Below are 24,944 nucleotides of genomic sequence, written 5' to 3'. Positions count from 1 at the left end.
TTTATGTCGAAAACAGTACTGAACAAAACCAAATGGGACGCACTCCTCGCCAAGGTCAGCGAAGGATTGATGGTCCGTACAGATTCACGGGAAGTCTGCGAAGGTGATTTATTTGTCGCCATCTCAGGGCCTCTTCGTGATGGTGCTGATTTCGTAGCGCAGGCACTTGAGAACGGTGCCGCCTATATTATTTGTGAGCAAGATGTAGCAACCGGTTCCGCCGAGCTGATCACCCACCCCTCCCCCCGTGAAGCTCTGGGTGAACTGGCCATGACCTATTTCAAAACAGCTGACAGTAAAATCAAGCTGGTGGGCATAACCGGAACCAACGGCAAGACCACCACAACTTACCTGATCGAACAGCTGCTTTCTTCCTCCGGAATGAAAGTGGGCGTAATCGGCACAGTAAGCTACCGCTGGCCCGGATATGAACAGGAAGCACCGCTGACAACACCCGGCTGCTGGCAACTGCATGAAATGCTCGCCAAAATGGCTGAAGCAGGCGTTGAAGTGGCTGTGATGGAAGTATCTTCGCATGCATTGCACCAGAACAGGGTCTGCGGACTCAGCTTTGACGCCGCGGTAATCACCAACGTCACACAGGACCATCTCGATTACCACGGAGACATGGAAGAATATTTCAAAGCCAAATGTCTGCTCTTCCAGCATTATCCCAGCGCACTCAAACGGGGCATCATCAACTTTGATGACCCTTTCGGCAGACGGCTGCTGGAATGCTATTCCCCGGCAATCGGTTACGGCATGGATCAAAGCTGCGCCACCGGCTGCAAATCCCTGTGCGGGGAAATGGTCTCCTGCTCCGGAGAAGGCATGCGTCTCAAAATGACCTGTGACGGTGAGCAGTGGGAAATCGAAACCGACCTTATCGGTAAGTTCAACGGTTCCAACCTGCTGGCAGCACAGGCCATCGGTCTGCATATGGGGCTCAGCCCGGAACAGATGGACGTGTTTAAAGAGTTTGACGGTGTTCCCGGCAGGCTTGAGCGGGTCCGTAACGATCAGGGACTCAATATTTTCGTGGATTACGCCCACACCCCGGATGCACTGGACAACGTTCTGCGTACCCTCAAGGATCTTGATTTCAGCAGGGTCATCAGTGTGTTCGGCTGCGGTGGAGACCGCGATCGGGCCAAACGTCCGCTCATGGCTGAAGCAGCCTGCCGTTATTCCGATGTGGCAGTGCTGACCTCGGACAACCCGCGCACCGAAGATCCCATGCAGATTATTGAAGATGTACGCCCCGGCCTCAAAGGGTGCGATCACATCATTGAAGAAGTTGACCGCGCCGAGGCCATCAGAAAAGCGGTTGTGGAAATGACCAAGGACGACGTGCTGCTCATCGCTGGCAAGGGCCATGAAACATATCAGATTATCGGAACGGAAAAACGGAACTTCAGCGACAGCGAAGAAGTTTCAAAGGCGATCAAGGAGATTTACGGGTGAAGCTGACTTTGTCTGAACTCGAAGAACAGCTCATGGGGAGCAGTGATCTACCCTCTGCGGCAGACATCGATATAGCAGCCGTGCGCATTGACAGCAGGCTGGTAGGTAAAGGCGATGTCTTCTTCTGCATTGAAGGGGAAAATTTCGACGGCCACAACTTTGCCGAAGCGGCTCTTGAAGCCGGGGCGGTTGCGGTTGTTGTTTCCCAATTCATGCCCGAACTCGCAGAGAAGCCGATCATCATGGTTCGCGATACTGTTCAGGCCCTCGGACGGGTTGCCACATACTGGCGTATGAAATCAAAGGCCCGCATGATCGCCGTTACTGGTTCGGCAGGCAAAACAACCGTAAAAGAAATGCTGGCCCACGTACTTTCCGGCGATGGATCTGGAACTGGGTCCGTACATAAAAATTTCATGAACCTGAACAACCAGCTAGGCCTGCCCCTTTCCATGCTTGAAGCAACCGGAGAGGAGACTTACTGGGTTATGGAGCTTGGCATCAGCCTGCCTCACGATATGGGTGAACTTGGCCCTATTGCCCAGCCGGACATGGCAATTGTCCACAACATCGGTCCCGCACATCTTGAAGGACTGGGTTCACTGGAAAATGTGGCTGTTCAGAAATCATCACTTTTCAAATACATCCGTCCCGAAGGCAAAGCCCTGTGCTGCAAGGATCATGAGCTGCTCTGGAAGGCAGCAAATGAAATCACCACGCCCGTTGCTTTTTCCTCTCAGGATGAAAATGCAGAATATTACAGCACCCTGCTACACACCCTGCCTGACGGTTCCGGAAGATTTCTAATCAAGGCCGGGGAAGAAACAGCTGAAGTTGTCCTGCCCACCTGCGGTTCCCACTTTGCGGAAAACGCAGCCGCCGTAACCTGCGCCGCTCACCAGCTTGGCATGGAACTGACTGAAATTGCCGAAAGACTGGCAACAGTAGAACTGCCCAAACAAAGATTCCACTGCCACACCCACGGCAAATGGACACTTATCGACGACTCCTACAACGCCAATCCATTATCCATGAACCGGGCCATCGACACTGCCAAACGCATTGCCGGAGAAAGGCCGCTGGTATTGGTACTGGGCGATATGCTGGAACTGGGCGAAGAAGCCGGATGCGCACATTGCGACCTTGGCACCAAGATCGCCGCAACAAAGCCGGACGCAACTTTTTACCATGGCATACACTACGCCGAAGTAGCCTCCAATACCAACGGATCTACCTTGGTTCCGGTGAACAAACCTGCTGAATTTTTGAATGGAATTAATGAACTGGGTCTCAGCGATGCGGTAGTCCTCTTTAAAGGGTCGAGGTCCTGCCGCATGGAAGATTACTTCCACGCACTTAACAATGACATCAATGGGGAGACCGGAGGAAACAAAGTATGATCTATCATTTTCTAGTCCCCCTGAGTGCTCAACTCGGTATCCTGAATGTGTTCCGCTACATTACTTTCAGGTCCATCTACGCCCTGCTCACTGCACTGGTTATTACCATTGTACTCGGCCCCATTATGATGCGCTGGTTGCAGAAAATAAAATGCGGTCAGTACATTCAGGACGAAGTAGGCGAAATGCACAAATGCAAGGCCGGAACTCCGACCATGGGCGGGTTGCTGCTGGGATTCGGTGTACTGGTTTCCACCCTGCTCTGGGCTGACCTGACCAACATTTACGTCTGGCTGACCATGCTGGTCTTTGCCGGATTCGGGCTGGTTGGTTTTGTGGACGACTACACCAAGATCAAGGGTAAGCAAAACAAGGGCATTTCCGCTAAAGCAAAACTTTTCGGCCAGTTGCTGGTAGCCGGGACAGCAGTAGGGTTGCTGATCATGCAACCCGCTTATTCTACTGAACTGGCGGTACCATTTTTTAAGAATTTTACCCCGAACCTCGGCTGGATGTATCTGCCTTTCGCCCTGCTGGTCATGATCGGAGCTTCCAACGGAGTCAACTTAACGGATGGACTGGACGGGCTGGCTATCGGGCCTTCCATCACCAGTGCCACCTGTTATGCATTTTTCATTTACATTGCCGGACACGTGGGCATGGCCAGTTATCTAAATGTGCCTCATGTTCCCGGCGTGGGTGAGGTCACCGTCTTCTGCGGCGCACTTGTGGGCGCAGGACTTGGTTTCCTCTGGTACAACGCCTATCCGGCGCAGCTTTTTATGGGTGATGTGGGATCACTCAGCATCGGCGGCGTGCTCGGTTTTGTCGCCGTACTCTGCAAACAGGAATTACTGCTGATCATTGTCGGCGGGGTTTTCGTCTTCGAGACCATCTCAGTAATCATGCAGGTTAGTTATTTCAAGGTCAGCGGCGGCAAGCGAATTTTCCGCATGGCACCGCTGCACCACCACTTTGAACACAAGGGAATTCCGGAATCTAAAATTGTAATCAGGTTCTGGGTCATCTCTATATTAATGGCCCTTATGGCCCTGAGTACCCTGAAGATCAGGTAAAGGATGTTATGGACAGCACATTTGTAGAACAGGTCACCTCGACCCGCATGTTCACCGGAAGGTTGGCAATTGTCGCCGGAGCCGGAAGATCAGGCCTTGCCGCAGCAAAACTGCTGCACAAGCTCAAGGCTACCGTGCGCATTATGGACAGCAATGAAGACCTGAGCAAAGACATCCTTGAAGGTCTCGGACCTGACGCCCAGCTGATGACCGGACCGTTCTGCGAAGAGCAATTCGCCGGGGCCGATGTGATTGTTGCCAGCCCCGGTATTCCGGCCCGCAAAATTGCACCGTTTATCGGTAACCTACCGGAACGGGCCATCATTTCCGAGCTTGAACTGGCTTCATGGTTCGCCAATGAACCCAAGATTGCCATCACCGGAACCAACGGCAAAACAACCACCACCGCGCTGATCAAGCACATTCTGGAACAGGCCGGACGTAAAGCATTCGCCGGGGCCAATTACGGCACGCCCCTTTCCGAGTTCATCGCCAATGATGAAAAGGCCGACGTGCTGGTCCTTGAAGTTTCCAGCTTTCAGCTCCAGAACTGCCGCTTGTTCAGACCGCAGGCCGCTATCCTGCTCAATATCGCGCCCAACCACCTCAACTACCATGAGGACATGGACGAGTACCTTGCAGCTAAGCTCAAAATTTTTGAACGCCAGAGCGAAGATGAACTGGCTATCCTGCCCGCGCACATGAGAGACGAACTTGATCCGTCCAGTTTCACCAAGGCTGAGGTCAAATGGTTTGACGGCTCCAGCTTTGACGAACAGCCCAATCTTCCCGGCAAACACAACTGCCTCAACATGGAAGCGGCATGGCTGGCACTGGAGAAAATAGGGCTGGACCGTGAAGAGTTTGAAGCCGGACTTAAAACTTTCGTCGGCAAACCGCACCGCATTCAGGATCTCGGTTCTGTGGACGGCGTCCGCTTTATAAACGACTCCAAAGGCACCAACCTTGATGCAGTCCGCGCAGCCCTGAACAGTTTTGAGGGTCCGGTCCGTTTGCTGCTTGGCGGCGTATTCAAGGGCGGTGATGTGCGCGAAATAATCCCGGCAATGCGCGGCAAAGTAGCCGAAGTGGGATTATTCGGAGCAGGACGTGAACATTTCGAACCTGCTCTCAAAGATGAATTTATAATTTCATGGCACGAAAACCTTGAAAAGGCCGTGCGCGAACTTTTTGCAAACTCCAAAGCAGGCGATACCATCCTGCTTTCCCCGGCAACAGCAAGCTTTGACGCTTATACCGGGTACCCTGCCAGAGGCGATGATTTTAAGCGAATCATGGAGGAACTGTCTTGAATAAGAAAAAGAACCTCTCCGGCAAACCTGAACGGTTAGATTACTGGCTGCTGGCTGCGGCACTGCTGCTGGCCTGCTTCGGACTGATGATGGTCCTTTCCGCCAGTGGAATCATGGCCGAGCGTTTCTTTGACGACAAATACCTCTTCTTCAAGAAGCAGGCGGTATTTCTCGTGGCCGGAACCTGCATGATGTACATCTGCTCCCGTCTGCCCAAGGCCTTTTTCTACAACATGGTCTACGTCTGGCTCATGGCTGCTTTCGTGCTTTTGCTTCTTTGCGATTTTTCACCACTCTCAGTGGCAGCTGGCGGAGCTAAACGCTGGATCGCATTAGGCCCGTTGCGTATTCAGCCGCTTGAGTTTTGCAAACCCGCACTGGTTCTTTATCTGGCTTATTTCTTCTCCCGCAAGCAGGAGCTTATTAAGACCTTCAGTGTAGGCTTTTTGCCTCCGTACGCCATTACCGGAGCACTCTGTCTTTTGCTGATGATGCAGCCGGACTTTGGAGGCTCAGTCTTCTTGTGCATGATCCTTTTCTTCATGAGTCTTGTGGGCGGAACACGGGTCAGCTATCTGCTGACTTCACTGGTTTTCGCTGGTGGTGCCGGATACATGCTCATCACCAGTTCTCCGTACAGGCTCAAACGCATGACCGCATTCATTGATCCTTTCAAGTCCGCACATGAAGAAGGGTACCAGTTAGTACAATCTCTTTACGCTTTCGGATCAGGTAATGTTTTCGGACAAGGACTGGGCGCAGGTAAACAGAAACTTTTCTTCCTCCCCGAAGCACACAACGACTTCATCATGGCTGTTGTGGGTGAGGAACTGGGCTTTATCGGCGTATTGGCCGTATTTGCGGTCATCGGTTTTCTTGTCTGGCGCGGATTTAAAATCGCGCTGTCACAGGATGATTTGCAGGACCGCTTTACTGCCTACGGACTGACCATCATGCTGGCTCTGGGCTTCAGCCTGAACCTTGCTGTGGTCATGGGAACCGTACCGCCCAAGGGCGTGCCCATGCCTTTCGTCAGCTACGGCGGATCAAGCTTGATGGTTTCCTGCATCTGCACCGGCATCCTCCTTAATTTATCCAGGGGGAAAGTCTGATGAAACGCATCATCCTGACCACCGGCGGCACCGGTGGACACGTTTTCCCTGCACTGGCCGTTGCTGATGAGATCAAAACCCGCTTTCCCGACTGCGAGATTCTCTTTCTCGGCGGCAAGGGACCGGAACGGAAAATGGTTGAGCGGGCGAGAATCCCCTTTAAGGAACTTCCTGCAAAAGGCGTTCTGGGCGGTGGCATCAAAAAAGTTTTCAGTTCGCTCTGGATCGTATCCGCGCTGGTTAAATCCTTGAAGGAAATTACATCCTTCAAGCCTGACGCAGTAATCGGCTTCGGCGGATACGCAGGATTCTGCCCGGTACTGGCAGCATGGATGCTCGGCGTCCCCACAGCAATCCACGAGCAGAACAGTATTCCCGGAGTAACCAACCGTATTCTGGGCAAGATTGTAAAAAAAGTTTTCGCCTCCTTTGAGGATAGAAACGGATCATTCCCCGCAGCTAAAACTATTGTGGTGGGCAATCCGGTCCGTAAAGAGATAATTGGTTCCGGCCAATGTGCAGACAAAAAAGCGGTTCTGGTCTTCGGCGGAAGTCAGGGCGCGGCAGCCATTAACGATGCTGTCATCTCCGGACTTGCCAAGCTGAAAGAAACAGGCATCAGTCTGCGCCACCAGACCGGAGAAGCCGACTTTGAAAAAGTCCGCAAGGCATACGAGGAGAACGGCATGAATATCGATGCAGTCTCCCCGTTCATTCACAACATGGGCGAAGCATATGCCAAAGCTTCCCTTGTTGTGTGCAGAGCCGGAGCATCCACTGTTTTTGAAGTAGCGGCAGCGGGTAAGCCAGCCATATTTATCCCCTTTCCGCATGCCACTCACGACCACCAAACCGGGAACGCCCGTGCTTTGGCTGATCTGGGCGCGGCTGAACTTATTCCGCAGAACAAATTGAACGGACAAAGGCTGGCAGACGAAATTATTAAACTGATTGCGGATCAGGACAGGCTCATAGAAATGGGAAGCAAGGCCCTTTCCTTTGCCCGGACTGATGCGGCCTCCGTTATCGCGGATGGCGCCCAAGATATTATTAGAATGAAAACAGTGAGAGGTGCAGCATGATCGCAGCAGAAGGACCTAGTGTACCCTTAGTAACGGATGCCGAATGTCCCATCATGCGCAGCAGGGTCGGCAACATCCACATGATCGGTATCGGCGGCTCAGGCATGAGCGGCATTGCCGAAGTATTGATCAACATGGGCTTCACCGTGACAGGTTCCGATCTGGCAGCTGGTGCGCCTGTGAAACGTCTGCTCAAGATGGGAGCACAGGTCTTCATCGGGCACGGTGCGGATAACGTTACCGATGCCGATGTAGTGGTAAAATCCACCGCAATTTCCGATGAAAATCCGGAACTGGTCAAAGCCCACGAACTGGGTATTCCTGTAATTCCCAGAGCGGAGATGCTGGCCGAACTTATGCGGTTGCGCACCGGAATCGCGGTAGCTGGAACCCACGGAAAGACTACAACCACCTCGTTGCTGGCAACAATTTTCACTGAAGCAGAACTGGACCCCACAGTCATCATCGGCGGCAGGCTGAATACCTTCGGCAGTAATGCCCGCCTTGGTGACGGACAGTTTCTCATTGCTGAAGCAGATGAATCCGACGGTTCATTCCTCTGCCTCTCGCCCATCATCACTGTGGTTACCAATGTGGACAAAGACCACCTTGATTTCTACGGCGGGCAGGAAGCAATTGATGAAGCATTCCGCAAATTCATGAACTCAATTCCCTTCTACGGAATGAATGTGGTCTGCGGCGATGATCCGGGTGTGCAGAGGTTGCTGCCCTCCATCAAGCGTCCTTGTTTGACTTACGGCCTTGGCAAGGAAAACAGACTGCGCGCGGAAATCCTGTCCTGCGAAGTACGTTCCCTGTTCAAGGTCTACCTTGATGATGAACCTCTGGGCGAAGTTTCCCTTGCCCAGCCGGGCAAGCACAATGTGCTCAATGCCCTCGGTGCCATCGGTGTGGCTATTGAATCTGGACTGTCAAAAGAGCCCATTATGCAGGGCCTCTCCAACTTTATGGGCGTAGGTCGCAGGTTTGAGAAAAAGGGTGAGAGCAAAGGAATCCTCGTGGTGGATGATTACGGTCACCATCCCGCAGAAATTCAGGCCACCATTGAGACCGCCAAGTCCTGTTTTCCGCAGCGCAGACTGGTTGTGGCTTTCCAGCCGCATAGATTCACCCGCACACAGGCCCTGTTCGGCGAATTCTGTAAGACCTTTGAAAAGGCCGATGAACTGCTGCTCACTGAAATCTACCCTGCATCCGAAGACCCCATTCCCGGCGTAAACGGAATGTCACTGGCGCAGGGTATCAGGCAGGTCAGCGATACCAAGGTCCGCTTTTACCCGGACTTTGAAATGATGCAGAACGAATTGCCCAATATCCTTAAGCCCGGTGACCTTTTCATCACTCAAGGCGCGGGATCTATTTATACTGTCGGCGAAAAGTTTTTAAAATATCTGGAAGAGGACGGCGAAAAAGTTCTCAAACCGGAAGAAATAACAGCTTTGTAGCGGAAAGATTTATATGACACTGGAACTGCTTCATAAACCGGGCATGGCTCAGCTCACCTCACTAGGCATTGGCGGAAACGCCCGTGTTCTGGCTAAGGTGCGTGACGAAGCCGGGCTGGACGAACTTTCCCGCTTTGTAGAGCGCGAAGGTTCTGATCTGCTTGCCATCGGTGAAGGAAGCAACATTCTTGCCGGGGACGGGGAACTTAACCTCGCCCTTGTACAAATGGCCTGTGAACGCAAAGCAGAAGCGGAAATATCAGGCACAAGCGTGCGTGTTCCCGCTGACATGCGTTTGCCGGGACTGCTTTCAGTACTCATTAAAAACGGTCTTTCCGGCATGGAAGGACTGGCCGGTATTCCCGGCTCCGTGGGCGGTTCTGTCGCCATGAATGCCGGATCATACGGAACCGACATGCAGTCTTCCGTAAAACGTGTCCGGCTCTGGACCCCGGAAAAAGGACTTTTCTGGAAAGATGCTGCTAATTTGAAATGGGGCTACCGTCACTTCTCTACTGGAACAGACGAATTCTTTCTGGTCTGGGAAGTGGAATTTGAGCTGGCTCCATCAACTGAAGCAGAAGTCCGCAGCAGGATCAAAGATACTTTTGATAAAAAGAAAGCCACCCAGCCGGTCACAGCAAAAACCGCCGGGTGTGTTTTCAAGAATCCGGAAGGTTACAGCGCGGGCAAGCTGCTGGACGATGCCGGATTCAGAGGCAGAAACCTCGGCGGCATGGGCTTTTCCGAAATGCATGCCAACTTCCTTGAAAACAAAGGGAATGGCACCGCAGCGCAAGCATTGGAACTCATGTCTCAGGCAACCGAAGCCGTGTCTGATAAGTTCGGCGTCACTTTAAAGCCGGAGGTCATAATACTGTCATGAGCGTAGCAGGACTGAACAAAAGCAGGCTGAACCTTGCCAAATCAGGCAAGAAACGCACAGGCCGCAACAAAGCCAAGAAGCGCAAGGATTCTTCGCAGTCGTTCTCCCAGACACTGGGGATGCTGCTGCGCAAGCTCTGCATTTCCGGGGCCTGCCTGCTTGTACTGGCTATTGTGGGTATCGGTTGTCTTGCCGGGTATCGCTGGGCTACAGCCCTGCCCTACTTTGCATTGCAGGATATCAAGGTCAGCGGAAACCACCGTTTGAGCTACGGGGAAATTCTTTCCATCGCCGAGGTGAGTCTGAACAAAAACAGCCTTGCGGTGAACATCAGCGAAGTGGAAAACAAACTCAGCGACAACCAGTGGGTCAAATCAGCCGCAGTAAGAAGGCAACTTCCTGGCAAGATGCAGATTCAAGTGCGCGAGAAAAAGCCCCGCTTCATGGTCCGCCACAACGACGCTCTTTATTATTGCGACAGCAACGGCGAGCTTATCGCTCCGGTAGCACCGGGCAAATTCAGCTCTCTGCCGTTTCTTAATATCGAATCTGAAGCCATGGACAAGGCAGCCATACTGCCGGAATTCATGAACATGCTCAGCAAACGGGAACTGCCCTTTGATCCGGGACAAATTGCTTGGATCGACATCAAAGGCGGCAACCGCATGGAAATTTTTATGGACAGGCTCGGCCTTACGGTGCTGCTGGGTCTGGACAACTGGCAAGAACAGCTTTCACACCTGAACACAGTATGGAACGACCTCAAGAACAGGGGAGAGTTCAGGAACGTGGCAGTCATTTCAACCGGGAAAAACAGGGTCTGGGTTGAAAAACGCAGTTCCGGGAAATGATTGCCGCAATTGGCAATACCCCCGAATTTACAAGGATGATGAGGAGAAAAAATTATGTCCAAGTCTGATCTGATCGTCGGCCTCGATGTCGGCACCACTAAGATCTGCGCGGTTGTGGGAGAACCCACCGCGGACGGAGTCGACATTGTCGGCATCGGCACAGCCCCGTCCACCGGACTACGCAAAGGCGTGGTGGTCAACATTGAGCAGACAGTACAGTCCATCAAGAAGGCTCTTGAAGAGGCTGAACTCATGGCCGGCTGCGAAATCCGCTCCGTATACGCAGGTATCGCAGGCAGCCACATCAAAGGTTTCAACAGCCACGGCGTAATCGCTGTTAAAGGCGGCGAGGTAACCCAGAAGGATGTGGACCGGGTTATCGATGCAGCCAAAGCTGTAGCCATTCCGCTGGACAGGGAAGTGATCCACACCCTGCCGCAGGAATACATTGTTGACGATCAGCGCGGCATTGCCGATCCGCTGGGCATGGCCGGTGTGCGCCTTGAAGTTAAGGTCCACATCGTCACCGGCGCGGTAACTTCGGCGCAGAATATTATCCGCTCCTGCCACCGTTCAGGACTGGACGTTTCCGACATTGTTCTTGAATCACTGGCTTCCAGCAAGGCCGTACTTTCAGAAGAAGAAAGGGAAATCGGCGTTGCCATCGTGGATATCGGAGGTGGTACCACTGATCTGGCAATCTTCGCCAATGATTCAATCAAACATACTTCTGTTATCGCCCTCGGCGGTAACAACCTGACTAACGACATAGCATTCGGGCTGAGAACGCCCATGGGGTCTGCGGAACAGATCAAAGTCAAATACGGAACCGCGCTAACCGATATGGTCACCACTGACGAGACCATTGACGTGCCTTCCGTAGGTGGACGAGATCACCGCAAAATGTCCAAGAGGGTGCTGGCTGAAATCTGCGAACCGCGCTGTGAAGAAATCATGGCCCTTGTGGACCAGGAACTGGTCCGCAGCGGCTACAAAAACATGATCGCAGCCGGAGTGGTTCTCACCGGTGGAACATCCCTTGTGGACGGAATGCAGGAACTGGCGGAACAGATTTTTGATCTGCCGGTCCGCATCGGCTATCCCGCAGGCATTGGTGGCCTGAAGGATGTTGTCAACAGTCCCAAATTCGCCACAGCAGTGGGACTGCTCATGTACGGCGCGGAAAAAGAAGGCAGCTCCGAGCAGGTCTTCAGAATCCGTGACGAAAATGTTTTCAACCGCATTCTGGGCAGGATGCGAAAATGGTTCACTGACATCGCGTAGCAATACGTATCGCCGTTGAAGGTCGGCGATTAGTCCAGGTGAACACAGGCATGAAGTTCTTTTCCGACCCCGATCACGGAAAAGTTATCAGCAAAAAGTTAAACAGGGGAAATCAAAATGATGATGGATTACATGGAAATTGAAAACGACGGTCAGGCAAAGATCAAGGTTATCGGTTGTGGTGGTGGTGGCGGTAACGCTATCAACAACATGATTCAGTCCGCACTCTCCGGCGTACGCTTTATCGTAGCCAACACAGATGCGCAGGACATCAACAAATCACTTGCTGAATACAAAATCCAGCTCGGTGATAAACTGACCAAAGGCCTCGGCGCAGGTGCCAACCCGGATGTAGGTAAAAACGCCGCCCTTGAATCCGTTGACCAGATCCGCGAACTGGTAAGCGATTGCGACATGGTCTTTGTTACCGCCGGTATGGGCGGCGGAACCGGTACCGGTGCTGCACCCGTTATCGCTGAAGTAGCAAAAGAAGCCGGTGCGCTGACTGTTGCCGTTGTAACCAAACCATTCTATTTCGAAGGCAAACGCAGATTGTTGCAGGCAGAAAAAGGAATTGAGGAACTCAAGAAGGTGGTTGACTCCATCATCACCATTCCCAACGACCGCCTGCTCCAGCTTGCCGCCAAAAAAGCAGCTTTCTCCGAAATGCTGAAAAAAGCTGACGAAGTCCTCTACTACGGCGTCAAAGGTATCGCCGACCTGATCACCGTTCACGGTCTGATCAACCTTGACTTCGCAGACGTACAGGCTGTTATGTCCAGCTCCGGTCTGGCCCTTATGGGAACCGGTATCGCACGGGGTGAAAACAGAGCCCGTGAAGCAGCCATGAAGGCCATTACCAGCCCGCTGCTCGAAGATGTATCCATTGAAGGCGCAAAAGGCGTACTCATCAACATCACCTGCTCCCCTGACATGACCATTGATGAAGTCAGCGAAGCAGCCAATATTATCTACGAAGAAGCACACGAGGAAGCACAGATTTTCTTCGGTACTGTTTTCGACGCTGAAGTTGGCGATGAAATGCGCATCACAGTTATTGCCACCGGCATTGACACCGCAGGCGAACAGCCTGTTGCACCGCCCGTAGAGCAGCAGTCTTTCGGTCAGCCCCAGCGTCCGAACCTGACTCCAAGAGGCATGGCTCCAAAAAATCAGGAAGCTACCAATGTACGCCAGATGGGCAGTGCCCACGCGGAAGAAGACCGCTCCATTCCCGCTTACCTGCGCCACACCGCAAGCAAGCCCACTGAAGCGGCTGGAAATCCCGAGCCTGTTCAGCTCAAGCCCAAACAGGCTGCAAACTCCGGCGGAGAAGAGTTCATCTTCCACGATGACGATGACTTTGAAGTTCCGACCTTCATCCGCAAACAGGCAGATTAATTCCTGTTTGCGATGAATATATACCGGAAACAGTACGGACCCAACGGTCCGCACCGGGAATAACCCGTGTCCGTAACTGATGAATTCTTCTATTACGGAAAGGAAGAACCCTCGCCTGAAGAAACAGGAGGCCGTCTGCCCACGGCTCTTGTTTTCGCCGGACGGAAGGGGTCTGCACTCTCAACCTTAGGTTGGCAGGCTGTCTACCGTCTACTTGCTCCGGACGCGGAACTTGCGGTGGAAAGATTCTTTCTTGGTGAACCGGGTCAACCGTCTGTTTCCATGGACAGTGACAAAGAACTGTCCGAGTTTCCCCTGATCGGTTTCAGTGTCAACTTTGAGGAGGAATACCTCCACTTGGTCAGGATGCTGAAAGATTCGGGCGTTCCGCCACTTGCTGCGGAACGCCCGGACTTCCCGCTGGTCATGGGCGGAGGTCCGGTGGCCTTTCTCAATCCCGCACCAATTGCCCCCTTCTTTGATTTCTTCTGGGTGGGCGAAGCTGAAGCGGGATTGAAGGAATTGTGCCTCGAACTGAAGCAGCATATCTTTAGCGGGGGAAGTAAAAAAGAATTTCTGGACCTGATCAAAGATCGGGACGGCGTCTACGTTCCCGGTATGACCAAAGGTCAGGTCCGCAGAGCGGTGCTGCCCCCCGGACCGGTTTCCGAAGGTCACGGGGTTCCCCTTTTAAGCGAACCGGCATATTCCTGCTTCATCAGCCCGGAGGCTGTTTTCAAGGACATGTTCCTTGTGGAAGTAAACCGGGGCTGCCCTTACGGATGCCGATTCTGCGCTGCCGGATACATCTACCGTCCACCGCGCCACGCATCCATCGACCAGCTCAAAAAGATAGTGGAGCTTGCCGACCCGCCCAAAGTGGGATTGGTAGGAACTGCCCTCACCGACTGGCCGGATCTGATCCCCTACATTGAATGGCTTAAAAAACGTAAGACAAAATTTTCCCTTTCATCTGTACGCGCTGACGGACTGACCGAGGAACTTCTCGACATCCTGCGCGCTGCGGGTGTGCGCACTGTGACCCTTGCCCTTGAAGGTGCCAGCAGAAAACTGCGTGACGCTGCCAGTAAAAACCTTGAAGAAGAAGATTTCCTGCGAGCCGTGGAACTCTGTGCAGCCAAAGGGGTCAATCATTTGCGGGTCTACGTCATTGTAGGCTGGCCCGGCGAGACAGACGAGGACTACGACGAGCTGGCTCTCATGCTTGAAAAAATGGATGAGGCCCGCAAGCGTGGTCAGGGCAAAAAGAAAAAGCAATTTATGCGCATTACTTTCGGAGCAAGCTGCCTTGTGCCCAAGCCGTGGACTCCCCTGCAATGGGCACCCATGCCTTCAGAGAAAGAACTCAAGGCAGTGCTTTCCAAGGTCAAAGGACTGACCAAGAAATACAAAGGCATAGCATTTTCCGGAGACTCCCCCTTTCAGGCCCGTTTACAGGGCATCCTTTCCCGTGGCGATGAATCTCTTGCCGATTTTATCAGTTATGCAGCAGAGCACGGCGGCTGGAAAAAAGCATCTAAATTCTACGAAGGCAATCCTGAACGTTTTGTTGACCAAGTACTTGATAAAGATTCACCACTGCCGTGGGATTTTATCGATACCGGAGTAAAAAAATCTTACCTCTGGCGAGAATGGCAACGATTCCAGAAAGCCGAAAAGACCCCGGTCTGCCCGCCTGATGGTTGCGCTGAGTGTAAAAGCTGCGGCATGCACCAGTGGCTTAACGAAAAATAGCCCGCTCTCCAAGACTTGTGCAAATCAATTGCACAAAACCTTGCACATTCAATTTAAATTCCCTGATCAAAATCATTATTTATTGAAATAACTACTTTTGTACACTAATTGCATACTATTGCGGTATAGAATTTAAAGGAGAGTTTTTCATGAAAAAAATGATTTTGATTTTGGCCTTTCTGCTGCTGCCCACAAATGGATTTGCCGGAATGGAAATAGGGCCGCAGAAACTTACTATCCCTATAAATGAAGTAAATGACGGCGAGGCCCATTACTATTCAATAAATATGGACGGAAAAGAAATTCGTTTCTTTGTGGTCCGCAGCAAGGACGGAACCATCAGGGCGGCCTTTGATGCCTGCGACGTCTGCTACCGTTCCAAAAAGGGATATTCCCAGCAGGGGGACTTTATGGTCTGCAACAACTGCGGCATGCGCTTCCATTCCACACGCATAAATGTGGTCAAAGGCGGCTGCAATCCTTCACCGCTGGAAAGACGGACTGAAGGTGATAAGCTTGTAATCTCACTGGATGCTGTCAGATCCGGGGCCATATATTTCTAAGGAGCGCAACACATGAACCTTTTCACTATCCCCCTGCGTAACCTTGGACGAAGACCCTTGCGCACAATACTGCTCTGCGCGGTATTCACCGTGGGAGTAATGTCCGTGGTTTCCATCCAGCTTCTTTCCACCGTAGTGGGCAACAGCCTTGAAGAAAAAATGAGTAAATTCGGGGCCAACATACTGATCACCCCGAAGACCGAATCCCTCTCGGTCAGCTACGGCGGTCTGGACCTCGGCAACGTGGCCTACGGATCACATGAGCTTGACGGGACTCCGGTACTGAAATCGATCCGGTCCATTGAATTGAAAGAACGGCTCAGTGCTGTTGCGCCCAAATTCGCTGCTATTTCGAAGATTAAAGGTCAACAGGTGGCAGTGGTCGGGGTCAGCATGGCTGATGAATTAAGTATCAAAACACACTGGTATCCGCTGGGCCGCTTCCCGGAAAATCAAAATGAAATCCTGCTCGGTTTCAATGCCGCCCGCAAATTAGGAATAAAACCTGAAGAAACACTTGAGATAGAAGGAAACAAACTCCTGACAGCCGGAATCCTCGACCCCACCGGAACCGAGGATGATAACGTGATCTTTATGGATATCGACCTGCTGCGTAACAGCGTAGGACGGCCCGGAGCCGTTCATTTCATTGAAGTAGCCGCACTATGTGCCGGATGCCCCATTGATGAAATAGTACAGCAGATCGTCAAAGTAGTCCCCGGTGCGGAAGTGAAAGCCCTGCAACATGTGGTTAAGCAACGCATGTCCGCCATCAGCTTTGTAAATCAAATGGCTTGGACTGTTAGCGGAGTGATCCTGCTCACCGCCTGCTTCATGATCGGACTTTCCATTTTCTCGGCAGTAAATGAACGCAAAACCGAAATCGGTCTCATGCGCTCGCTGGGATTTTCCACAGGATCGGTCTTTTCCATCTTCTGCCTTGAGGCACTGCTCATGGGTTGTATCTCAGGAATTCTAGGTTATCTGGGTGGTTTCTTTGCCAGCGGAGAAATCCTCAAGAACCTGAATATGGGGGAAGCAGAAATAGTTTTTGACCCACTTGCCTTCGGAATCACTTTTCTGGCTGTTTCAGGACTGGCTGTTCTCTCAGCCACTATCCCGTCACTTCGCGCTACCCGCGTTGATCCATCAAGAACCCTTGTTTCACTGTAAGGACAACTATGCTTAAAACAGAATCAATTACCCATAGTTATGGTGAAGGTCCCACAGCTGTAACTGTACTGGACGATGTTTCAATCACTATCCCTGAAAATGGATTCACCTCCATTGTCGGCCGCTCCGGCTCCGGTAAATCAACCCTGCTAAGCGTTATCTCCAGCCTGCTCCGCCCTGAACAGGGAACAGTTTACTTCAAAGACCGTGAAATAACTTCTCTGTCCGGCTCTGAAATCGACAGGCTCAGGAAAGATGAATTCTCCATTATCTTTCAGTCGCACCACCTGCTCCCTTACCTGACCGCCCACGAAAATGTACTCCTGCCCTTTCTGGACAGTCTGCGACCAGCAAACGAACAACTGCTGGAGCACGGACGGACCTGCCTTGAGCGGGTCGGCTTAAAGGGTAAAGAGAACCGCCTTCCGGGACAGCTTTCCGGGGGCGAGCAGCAGCGGGTAGCCATTGCAAGAGCTCTCGTAAAGTCACCCTCAATCCTCTTTGCCGACGAACCGTGCGGCAGTCTGGACAAAGCTACAGGCAATGAAATCATGGGAATCCTTCAGGATCTCAATGATGAGGGATTGACCATTGCCATGGTCACCCACGAGCGGGTCCATGCCAGCATGGCTAAGGATACTATTTTACTGGAAGACGGCAGAACTCTTTAGAAACATTAAGTTTTATAAGTGCATTTTTACATTTATAATGCACAAGATGTGCAGGCTTGCGCAGATCTTTGCATATTCATTTTCAGACTAAAAAAGTATACATTTAACCATAAATTCAAAAGGTTTAACATCTTACGTAAAATGGCACGGCCTGTGCTTTAGGAGAATTACGAGACAACAAGAACTCATACAACTCCAAGGAGAGAACCATGAAAAAGAAAATCGTGATTCCCGTAGTAGCAATTATGGTAATGGCCATGGCCGGAACAGCAATGGCCCGCGGGGGCAACCACAGAAACGACCACAATGGATACCATAACGGTCCCCGCCAGATCTTCGAACAGCTTACCCCTGAAAAACAGCTGGAAGTAAAAGCCATCTTCCAGAAGCATCAAGACGAATTCCAGACCATCAAAACCCAGATGTGGGCTAAGCGCACCGAATTGAACGCACTGGTCGATTCCGGCAAGGCCGACCAGAAAACTATCAGCAAGCTGGTCAAAGAAATGGTAGAACTCAGGACCAAGGGCTATGACCTCCGCAAACAGGTCAATGAAGAACTCGAAGCAGCCACCGGCATTGATATGCCCATGCGCGGTTTCGGAGGCGGTCGCGGCTTTGATGACGACGGTACCCGCAAAGGACGCAGACATAACAATGACAATAGAGGGCACTGGAACTCTTAAGCTAGATAAATAATTTCATCATCCCCTGCATAGAAATAGAACACTCCTTCCCCCTGTTATAAGGAGGCCCCTCCCCGGGCCTCCTTTTTTAATTTTAATAAAGTACTACCAATCTCTTTCCACGCTTTAAATCTGTCATCTTCTAGAAGATTTAAGCTTAATGCAGGTGAGCGTGCACTTCTTGTGCAATCACCTGCACATACACTTTGCACTTACACCTATCCCAACTCTTGCACAAAACAGCATAACACACTGATTATACTAACCTTCCAGTTTTGGCACGCCACATGCTTTATGACAGACTGAGAGGGCAACAACTTTTAACCGCATCAGGAGATCATATGAAGAGAAAAACTCTGATTCCGCTGATCGTCGTGCTGGTTCTGGCAGTAGCTTCTGTCGCCATGGCACGCAACGGTTACCGGAATACCGGCTACCACAATGGTAACTGGGCTGCATATGAGCAACTGACACCTGAAAAACAACAGCAGGTGCAGGACATCATCAAAAAATATGAATCCACATTCCAGACCCTGAAAAGCGATCAGTGGGCAAAACACACTGAACTCAACGCTCTGGTAGAGTCCGGCAAAGCAGACAAGGATACCATCCATGCTCTGGTAAAGGAACTCACCGAAGTACGGAATAAGCTTTACGCAGAACACAACAAAATGGCTGAAGAAATAGAAAAAGAAACCGGCCTGACCTTCCCGCCCATGGGGCAGGGATTCGGTAAGGGCGGCAGAGGCTGCGGTAACTCTCGGCAGGGCAACTGCCCCGCCGGCGGATGTCCGGGCCAAGGTTCCTAAAACCCTTTAAATAACGTTCATCTACACTTAATTACAGGAAAACGGGTAAAAAGGAGGACTGCTTGGTCCTCCTTTTTTTATTAAATAATCTTCCACATTCAGGACTATTTAAGCTACTAATATCAGAGCAAATCAAAGGAGAATTGTATGTTTAGAAAAATCACATCCCTGACCAGCTTCTTTTCGTTCATAGTCCTGATTATTACCAGCGTAGTCCTATATATTGTACCACAGGGCCGCGTAGCCTATTGGGCGGACTGGACCCTTTTCGGCCTGAGCAAGGAACAATGGGGCGACATCCATATCTGCACCGGAGTTCTTTTCCTTGTTATCTCCATCCTGCACATCTGGCTGAACTGGAAGCCCATCCTCGCCTACCTCAAGAAAAAGGCCGGGGATGCAAATTTCACCTCACCCGCATTTTACATAAGCCTTGCCATCACACTTTTCGTGACCTTCGGTACTTTGGCCGAATTGCCGCCTATGAAGCAGGTATTGGAATTCAGCAAATACTTTCAGGCCAGAGGCGAAACAAAGTACGGCATCCCTCCATACGGGCACGCCGAACTCAGCCCGCTGCAAATTTTCTGCAAACGCATGGGACTTGATGTGGACAAAGCTGCGGCCTCCATCAGAAATGCCGGAATCGAACTTGAATCCACCAAAGAACCCATCAAATCCATTGCCAACAAGGCTGGTCTGACCCCCAAGGAAGTTCATGAAATCATCCTTAAAGATCAGCCCGGCAAAAAAAGTTCCGTAAAAAAAGATACCGACAGTGCTCCACAAGGACAGGAACAGTCCCACTCTGCGGGAACCGGAACCGGAATCGGGCGCATGAGCCTTGAACAATATTGTGCGAAATTTAATCTGGACCTGAACACTTCTTTGGGGATTCTGCGCGAAAAGGGTGTAGTTATTGACAAAGACACCCCCATCAAGGAAATTGCGGGGGCACTTGGCCTTGACTCTCCGCGTGCCATAAGCACCCTGCTCAATCCGTAAACAGAACCGGACGAAATGGAATTAAGCTCACAAAAATCGCATAAGCTGCCTCTAGCTCTGGCACTTCTGGCCCTGATACTCCTCGGGGCCGGAAGTTTATACCTTACATGGCACAACCTGCGCCAGATGCACCAGACGGTATTCGAGCACATGCTGCTCTCCGCACGCTCCATTGCACGCGGACTGGATATTCAACTGGTGGAAGGAGCCAGGCGTATGAGACAGCCGGGAATGCACAACAGACGCATGCCTGATGAGCTGTTGCCTGATGCACGTGAATTATTCAGGGAAATGGTCGCACAGGGAGACCTGCTTTATATCGCGCTCTACGGGCCGGACCACAAACCCATGCTGGTGGTAGAACAGGACGGAGACAACAACCCTGCCTACGTACCGCCCTCCGGTCTATTCAACATGATCACCAAAATGCGTGAATCCAGCACTCCGGTCATGATCAAGGGCAAAGCAGCCCTGCTTTACGGCACTGTGGGCCAGCCCATTCTGCAACGGCTGTACGGTCACAAGAGACGCGGATTCATGCCCCCGCAGGAGCGGGAGACTTATCTGCTGCTGGGACTGAGCGCGGAAAAACATTTGCGCCAATTCAATCAATACCGCCGGGCCGCACTGCTTCAGACCGGATATATTTTTCTGGCCGGACTGGTCCTCTGGCTGCTGGCTGTGGCCTATTTTCAACGACGAGAAGAAGGAAAAAAACTGACCCGGCTGGAACGATTTCAAGCCAACCTGCTCGACAACATGCCCGATGGACTGCTGACAATCTCCACGCAGGGAGCCATCCTTTCGGCTAACGGTTCCGCGCATAAACTTCTGCAAAGTCCGGCAGATGAAGTTCTAGTAGGCAAAAACTGGAACGATTTTTCCTACGAATCTTTGCAGAATTTCAAACGGGGTAACGTTGTCTGGGAACATGTCCTGCTTGGCGGCAAGAACCTTGAGCTGATTTTCTTACCATACTTTGAAAGCAGAAAAGAACAGCGGAACATGATCATTATCCGCGACCGCACCGATATCGCCGGACTGGAAGAAGACCTTTACGAAGCCCGCAGACTGGCCTCCATCGGTTCACTGGCAGCCGGAGTGGCCCATGAAATCCGCAATCCTTTAAGTTCCCTGCGCGGATTCGCCCAGCTCTTTGCGGATAAATTTCAGGATGAACAACCTTACGGTACTTACGCAACCACCATGCTCACCGAAGCGGATCGTTTAAACAGAGTAGTCACCGACCTGCTTTACCTTTCCAAACCCCATGAGCTGAACCCCGAATCCCTTGACCTGTATAAACTCTGCGAATCCATGCAGACCCTCATGGGCTTTGATCTTGAACACAAGGGAACTGAGTTGCAGAACGAACTTAATGCCGAGCGCGTATATGCCGACCCGGACGGAATCCGGCAGGTGTTGCTCAACCTGCTGGTCAACAGCCTTGACGCGGTTCCCTCTGAAAACGGCAAAATATCGATCATTGCCGAAGAAACCGAACACGGGGTCTGGATCAGCGTCTGTGACAATGGTCCGGGCATGCCCGAAGATATACGCAAACACGCCCTTGAACCATTTTTCACCGACAAGCCCAAAGGAACAGGTTTAGGGCTTGCTATTGTCAATACAATCATGCGCGGCCATAATGGACGGGTTACTATTTCCGAACCGGACACCTCCGGACCGCTGGACGGTACCTGCGTAAAGCTATTCTTCCCAAAGCCGCGTAATGAAGGATCTGAATAATGAATGCCATAGGAAAAAACGTACTCATAGTTGATGATGAACCGTCACTGCGCATGCTCATCCGGGCTGTGCTGGAAAGTGACGGCTGGAATGTGCATGAAGCCCAGTCCGGTGAGCAGGCCCTTGAAATGCTGCCCGGACTGACCTTGAACGCGGCCCTGATCGACATGCGCATGGAAGGCATGGACGGTATGGCCCTGCTGGGAGAATTAAACAGCGTCATGCCCGGACTTCCGGTGATCATGCTTACCGCATACGGCAATGTGAACTCCGCAGTGGTGGCCATGAAACACGGTGCCTTCGACTACCTGACCAAACCCGCAGATAATGAAGAACTGAAGGCGGTCATGACCAAGGCCCTTGATTACTCAAGGCTGGTGGATGAAAATGAGAAGCTCAAATCCGCTGCCGGAGCCACTGAAGAAATGATCGGCAACTCACAGGGCATGCTCCATGTAAAGGACCTCATTGAACAGGCCGGACCTTCTGAAGCGACCATCCTTGTGCTTGGTGAATCCGGCACAGGTAAAGAACTTGTAGCCGAAGGTCTGCACCGGGCCAGTCTGCGGGCGGACAAACCGCTGATCAAAGTAAACTGTGCGGCCCTTCCGGGAGATCTGCTTGAAAGTGAACTTTTCGGTTACATGAAAGGGGCTTTTACCGGAGCCAACACCAACAAGCCCGGACGGTTCCAGCTCGCTTCAGGTGGCACCCTTTTTCTTGATGAGATCGGAGAAATGGACCCGGTTCTGCAAGCAAAGATTCTGCGAGCCTTACAGGAGAAAGTAGTAGAGCCTCTGGGCAGTGTATCCCCGGTGGAAACAGACGTGCGCATCATCGCTGCCACCAACCGGGACCTGAAAGAAGAAGTGGCAAAAGGAAATTTCCGCGAAGACCTCTATTACCGACTCAGCGTCCTTGAAATTCGCATACCGCCCCTGCGGGACCGTGTAGGCGATCTACCATCACTGGTGGCCTACCTGCTGGAAAAACTGGGCCGCAAGAACAACAAGAAAGTGCGCTCGGTCAGTCCGTCTTTTCTGGATGTGCTGGACCGTTACGATTGGCCCGGCAACGTCCGCGAGCTGGAAAACGTGCTGGAGAGGGCCATTATCCTCAGCCGCAGTGAAGTGCTCGGCCCGGAACTGCTGCCTCCACAGGTACAGAACCCCGTACCCCGGCAAGCAGATCCCCCTGCCCAGCCGCAACAACAGGCCCCGCAAACTGCTCCCGCCACACCTCCGGGTGCCACCACCCTTGATGATGCAGAGCGTCAGGCCCTGATAACCGCCCTTGAAGCCAACCAGCATCACCGGGAACGGACTGCGGACGCCCTTGGCATCAGCCGCAGAACCTTGCAATACAAATTGAAAAAATACGGGCTTACCCGTCGATAACCAATCCCTAAAGCCAAGCACCCAAGCCCGGAAACGTTTTGTTTCCGGGCTTTTTTATGAACTGGAGCAATTATTCCCGATTATCTCCATTCTCATCCCATCACCCCCTGCAATCTATTCTGAGCTTTGCTCAGCTCTCATTCATTGCTGAAAGGGCGTAATACCCAAGCTATCCGAACAAAAATCAATCTTATTTGACACAAGCGTATATTTTATCTACCCTTAAAACTCGAGCTTAATAATTTTTAAACTCGACACGGAGGCGATTTAATCCTTTTTATCGCAACCGTAACATTCGGCAGAAATGAGTTTTTACTTCACCCAAAAGCAGCTTATACAAACTGCACTTTACTAATGTAAAAACCATACTTTCCAAAAACAACATCAAACACAACTGCAACAAAACAACACTGCATAGAATAATGCGTTCTAAACAAAGATACTACATAAAACCGACCGGCACGCCCGTTCAGGAAATCAACCCTAATTCCGCCCCGGAAAAAATTCCCCTCCTCTTCTCTCTTTCTCTCATCAACACACCTTCCAATTAGTTTTTACTGCCCTCCTTGAAACGGGAGGACAGTGTTTAGTTTTATTTAACGGAGAAGTCATGGAAAAAATCAGAGTCGAAAACCTCTATAAAATCTTCGGTAACAACCCTAAGAAAATCATTCCGATGCTTGAAAAGGGATCTACCAAAGATGAAATCATGGAAAAAACCAAACACGGTGTAGGCGTTAACAACGCTTCATTCGGTGTTGAAGAAGGTGAAATAGTTGTGGTCATGGGTCTTTCCGGCAGCGGAAAATCCACCCTTGTCCGCTGCATCAACAGGCTAATTGATCCCACCGGCGGAAAAATATTTATTGACGGGGAGGACATCACCACCCTGAGCAAAAATAAACTGCGCAAAATCCGGCTTGAAAAGCTGGGGATGGTTTTCCAGAACTTCGCACTTTTCCCGCACCGCACTGTTCTGAAAAACACCGAATACGGACTGGAAATAGCAGACACGGATGCTGAAACACGCAAACAAAAGGCCATGGACGCCTTGGAGCTGGTGGGCCTCAGCGGATGGGAAGATTCATACCCGGACCAACTTTCCGGCGGTATGCGCCAAAGGGTAGGACTGGCCCGCGCACTTGCCCTCGACCCGGACATCCTGCTCATGGACGAAGCCTTCAGTGCACTGGACCCGCTTATCCGCCGCGACATGCAGGATGAACTCATCAACCTGCAAGAACGCATGCACAAAACCATTGTCTTCATCAGCCATGACCTTGACGAAGCCCTCAAGCTCGGTGACCGCATTGTGCTCATGAAAGACGGTGAAATTGTTCAGGTAGGCACACCCGAGGAAATCCTCACCGAACCTGCCACTGAATACGTTCGCCGCTTTGTGGAAGACGTTGATATCACCAAGGTCCTCACTGCTGAATCGGTTATGAAAAAGATCGATGCTGTGGCCTACATAAAAACCGACGGCCCCAGAGCCTCCCTGCGCAAAATGCGTAAAAACAACATCTCCAACCTCTTTGTCCTCGACGAAAAGCACAAGCTCATCGGCATGCTCAATGCCGGGGACTGCGCCAAACTCGTGGAAGCCGGAGGTAAGGACATCAAGACCATAATGCATACCGACCTGCAGGCGGTTGATCTGGATTGCCCGGCACAGGAACTGTTCAACATCATGCAGGACCGGACACTCCCCCTGCCGGTCATCAGTTCAGAGAATAAACTTAAAGGGGTCATTGTCCGTGGTACCCTTATCGGTGCCCTTGCAGAAAGAGGAGGCAACTAG

The 24,944-nt window shown here is 51.6% G+C and carries 21 protein-coding genes; all 21 read left to right on the top strand.

What is annotated here, in order from left to right; translation table 11 throughout:
- Positions 1-3: 3 nt before the first annotated feature.
- The 21 genes from FMS18_RS00265 (at position 4) to FMS18_RS00165 (ending at position 24,944) form a co-directional block, all read left to right on the top strand.
- Positions 4-1,464 (top strand): UDP-N-acetylmuramoyl-L-alanyl-D-glutamate--2,6-diaminopimelate ligase, encoded by a 1,461-nt coding sequence (locus tag FMS18_RS00265; protein WP_163291744.1) that lies wholly within the window; start codon positions 4-6, stop codon positions 1,462-1,464.
- Entirely contained in the window at positions 1,461-2,864 is a 1,404-nt protein-coding gene (gene murF, locus FMS18_RS00260) for a UDP-N-acetylmuramoyl-tripeptide--D-alanyl-D-alanine ligase (protein ID WP_163291743.1), read from the top strand. Before FMS18_RS00265 ends, murF begins: the two co-directional genes overlap by 4 nt.
- On the top strand, positions 2,861-3,940 hold the full coding sequence (gene mraY / locus FMS18_RS00255) for a phospho-N-acetylmuramoyl-pentapeptide-transferase (protein WP_163291742.1): 1,080 nt from the start codon (positions 2,861-2,863) through the stop codon (positions 3,938-3,940). Before murF ends, mraY begins: the two co-directional genes overlap by 4 nt.
- Before the next feature lie 8 nt (positions 3,941-3,948).
- On the top strand, positions 3,949-5,253 hold the full coding sequence (gene murD, locus FMS18_RS00250) for a UDP-N-acetylmuramoyl-L-alanine--D-glutamate ligase (RefSeq protein WP_163291741.1): 1,305 nt from the start codon (positions 3,949-3,951) through the stop codon (positions 5,251-5,253).
- Positions 5,250-6,365 carry a putative lipid II flippase FtsW gene (ftsW, locus tag FMS18_RS00245; protein ID WP_163291740.1) on the top strand — a complete coding sequence of 372 codons (1,116 nt, stop codon included), beginning with the start codon at positions 5,250-5,252 and terminating at the stop codon, positions 6,363-6,365. Before murD ends, ftsW begins: the two co-directional genes overlap by 4 nt.
- Positions 6,365-7,447: an undecaprenyldiphospho-muramoylpentapeptide beta-N-acetylglucosaminyltransferase gene (murG, locus tag FMS18_RS00240; protein ID WP_163291739.1), complete on the top strand. Its 1,083-nt coding sequence runs from the start codon at positions 6,365-6,367 to the stop codon at positions 7,445-7,447. Before ftsW ends, murG begins: the two co-directional genes overlap by 1 nt.
- A 53-nt stretch (positions 7,448-7,500) precedes the next feature.
- A complete protein-coding gene (murC, locus tag FMS18_RS00235; RefSeq protein WP_163292244.1) occupies positions 7,501-8,913 on the top strand; it encodes a UDP-N-acetylmuramate--L-alanine ligase in 1,413 nt (470 codons plus the stop codon).
- Positions 8,914-8,926: 13 nt separating this feature from the next.
- Positions 8,927-9,799, top strand: a complete 873-nt coding sequence (murB, locus tag FMS18_RS00230; protein WP_163291738.1) for a UDP-N-acetylmuramate dehydrogenase — start codon at positions 8,927-8,929, stop codon at positions 9,797-9,799.
- The gene (locus tag FMS18_RS00225) at positions 9,796-10,650 is read left to right on the top strand and encodes an FtsQ-type POTRA domain-containing protein (protein WP_163291737.1); all 855 of its coding nucleotides are present in this window, start codon (positions 9,796-9,798) and stop codon (positions 10,648-10,650) included. Before murB ends, FMS18_RS00225 begins: the two co-directional genes overlap by 4 nt.
- A 54-nt stretch (positions 10,651-10,704) precedes the next feature.
- A complete protein-coding gene (gene ftsA, locus FMS18_RS00220) occupies positions 10,705-11,934 on the top strand; it encodes a cell division protein FtsA (RefSeq protein WP_163291736.1) in 1,230 nt (409 codons plus the stop codon).
- Between the two features lie 123 nt (positions 11,935-12,057).
- Positions 12,058-13,335, top strand: a complete 1,278-nt coding sequence (ftsZ, locus tag FMS18_RS00215; protein ID WP_163292243.1) for a cell division protein FtsZ — start codon at positions 12,058-12,060, stop codon at positions 13,333-13,335.
- A gap of 66 nt (positions 13,336-13,401) precedes the next feature.
- Complete coding sequence (locus FMS18_RS00210; RefSeq protein ID WP_163291735.1) at positions 13,402-15,090, top strand: radical SAM protein; 1,689 nt, start codon at positions 13,402-13,404, stop codon at positions 15,088-15,090.
- Positions 15,091-15,239: 149 nt separating this feature from the next.
- On the top strand, positions 15,240-15,653 hold the full coding sequence (locus FMS18_RS00205; protein WP_163291734.1) for a DUF2318 domain-containing protein: 414 nt from the start codon (positions 15,240-15,242) through the stop codon (positions 15,651-15,653).
- A 12-nt stretch (positions 15,654-15,665) separates the two neighbouring features.
- Complete coding sequence (locus tag FMS18_RS00200) at positions 15,666-16,826, top strand: ABC transporter permease (RefSeq protein WP_163291733.1); 1,161 nt, start codon at positions 15,666-15,668, stop codon at positions 16,824-16,826.
- A gap of 8 nt (positions 16,827-16,834) precedes the next feature.
- Positions 16,835-17,497 (top strand): ABC transporter ATP-binding protein, encoded by a 663-nt coding sequence (locus FMS18_RS00195; RefSeq protein WP_163291732.1) that lies wholly within the window; start codon positions 16,835-16,837, stop codon positions 17,495-17,497.
- Positions 17,498-17,706: 209 nt separating this feature from the next.
- Positions 17,707-18,183, top strand: a complete 477-nt coding sequence (locus FMS18_RS00190) for a Spy/CpxP family protein refolding chaperone (RefSeq protein WP_163291731.1) — start codon at positions 17,707-17,709, stop codon at positions 18,181-18,183.
- 341 nt (positions 18,184-18,524) lie between these two features.
- Positions 18,525-18,992, top strand: coding sequence for a Spy/CpxP family protein refolding chaperone (locus FMS18_RS00185; RefSeq protein ID WP_163291730.1), 468 nt, complete (start codon positions 18,525-18,527; stop codon positions 18,990-18,992).
- A 147-nt stretch (positions 18,993-19,139) separates the two neighbouring features.
- On the top strand, positions 19,140-19,997 hold the full coding sequence (locus FMS18_RS00180; protein WP_163291729.1) for a DUF4405 domain-containing protein: 858 nt from the start codon (positions 19,140-19,142) through the stop codon (positions 19,995-19,997).
- A gap of 15 nt (positions 19,998-20,012) precedes the next feature.
- The gene (locus FMS18_RS00175) at positions 20,013-21,746 is read left to right on the top strand and encodes a nitrogen regulation protein NR(II) (RefSeq protein WP_163291728.1); all 1,734 of its coding nucleotides are present in this window, start codon (positions 20,013-20,015) and stop codon (positions 21,744-21,746) included.
- Entirely contained in the window at positions 21,746-23,143 is a 1,398-nt protein-coding gene (locus FMS18_RS00170; RefSeq protein ID WP_163291727.1) for a sigma-54 dependent transcriptional regulator, read from the top strand. The genes FMS18_RS00175 and FMS18_RS00170 overlap by 1 nt, the downstream gene beginning before the upstream one ends.
- Before the next feature lie 610 nt (positions 23,144-23,753).
- Positions 23,754-24,944, top strand: a complete 1,191-nt coding sequence (locus FMS18_RS00165) for a glycine betaine/L-proline ABC transporter ATP-binding protein (protein WP_163291726.1) — start codon at positions 23,754-23,756, stop codon at positions 24,942-24,944.

Source organism: Desulfovibrio sp. JC022 (genome assembly GCF_010470665.1).
Classification (GTDB): domain Bacteria; phylum Desulfobacterota; class Desulfovibrionia; order Desulfovibrionales; family Desulfovibrionaceae; genus Maridesulfovibrio.
The sequence above is the reverse complement of the archived record's forward strand: the minus strand, read 5'-3'. Positions and strand labels throughout refer to the sequence as shown.

Excerpts from the sequence above, each read along its gene's own strand:
- FMS18_RS00265 (WP_163291744.1), top strand. The coding sequence starts at position 4 with ATGTCGAAAACAGTACTGAACAAAACCAAATGGGACGCACTCCTCGCC.
- mraY (WP_163291742.1), top strand. The coding sequence starts at position 2,861 with ATGATCTATCATTTTCTAGTCCCCCTGAGTGCTCAACTCGGTATCCTG.
- murD (WP_163291741.1), top strand. The coding sequence starts at position 3,949 with ATGGACAGCACATTTGTAGAACAGGTCACCTCGACCCGCATGTTCACC.
- murG (WP_163291739.1), top strand. The coding sequence starts at position 6,365 with ATGAAACGCATCATCCTGACCACCGGCGGCACCGGTGGACACGTTTTC.
- murC (WP_163292244.1), top strand. The coding sequence starts at position 7,501 with ATGCGCAGCAGGGTCGGCAACATCCACATGATCGGTATCGGCGGCTCA.
- murB (WP_163291738.1), top strand. The coding sequence starts at position 8,927 with ATGACACTGGAACTGCTTCATAAACCGGGCATGGCTCAGCTCACCTCA.
- FMS18_RS00225 (WP_163291737.1), top strand. The coding sequence starts at position 9,796 with ATGAGCGTAGCAGGACTGAACAAAAGCAGGCTGAACCTTGCCAAATCA.
- ftsA (WP_163291736.1), top strand. The coding sequence starts at position 10,705 with ATGTCCAAGTCTGATCTGATCGTCGGCCTCGATGTCGGCACCACTAAG.
- ftsZ (WP_163292243.1), top strand. The coding sequence starts at position 12,058 with ATGGATTACATGGAAATTGAAAACGACGGTCAGGCAAAGATCAAGGTT.
- FMS18_RS00205 (WP_163291734.1), top strand. The coding sequence starts at position 15,240 with ATGAAAAAAATGATTTTGATTTTGGCCTTTCTGCTGCTGCCCACAAAT.
- FMS18_RS00200 (WP_163291733.1), top strand. The coding sequence starts at position 15,666 with ATGAACCTTTTCACTATCCCCCTGCGTAACCTTGGACGAAGACCCTTG.
- FMS18_RS00195 (WP_163291732.1), top strand. The coding sequence starts at position 16,835 with ATGCTTAAAACAGAATCAATTACCCATAGTTATGGTGAAGGTCCCACA.
- FMS18_RS00190 (WP_163291731.1), top strand. The coding sequence starts at position 17,707 with ATGAAAAAGAAAATCGTGATTCCCGTAGTAGCAATTATGGTAATGGCC.
- FMS18_RS00185 (WP_163291730.1), top strand. The coding sequence starts at position 18,525 with ATGAAGAGAAAAACTCTGATTCCGCTGATCGTCGTGCTGGTTCTGGCA.
- FMS18_RS00180 (WP_163291729.1), top strand. The coding sequence starts at position 19,140 with ATGTTTAGAAAAATCACATCCCTGACCAGCTTCTTTTCGTTCATAGTC.
- FMS18_RS00175 (WP_163291728.1), top strand. The coding sequence starts at position 20,013 with ATGGAATTAAGCTCACAAAAATCGCATAAGCTGCCTCTAGCTCTGGCA.
- FMS18_RS00170 (WP_163291727.1), top strand. The coding sequence starts at position 21,746 with ATGAATGCCATAGGAAAAAACGTACTCATAGTTGATGATGAACCGTCA.
- FMS18_RS00165 (WP_163291726.1), top strand. The coding sequence starts at position 23,754 with ATGGAAAAAATCAGAGTCGAAAACCTCTATAAAATCTTCGGTAACAAC.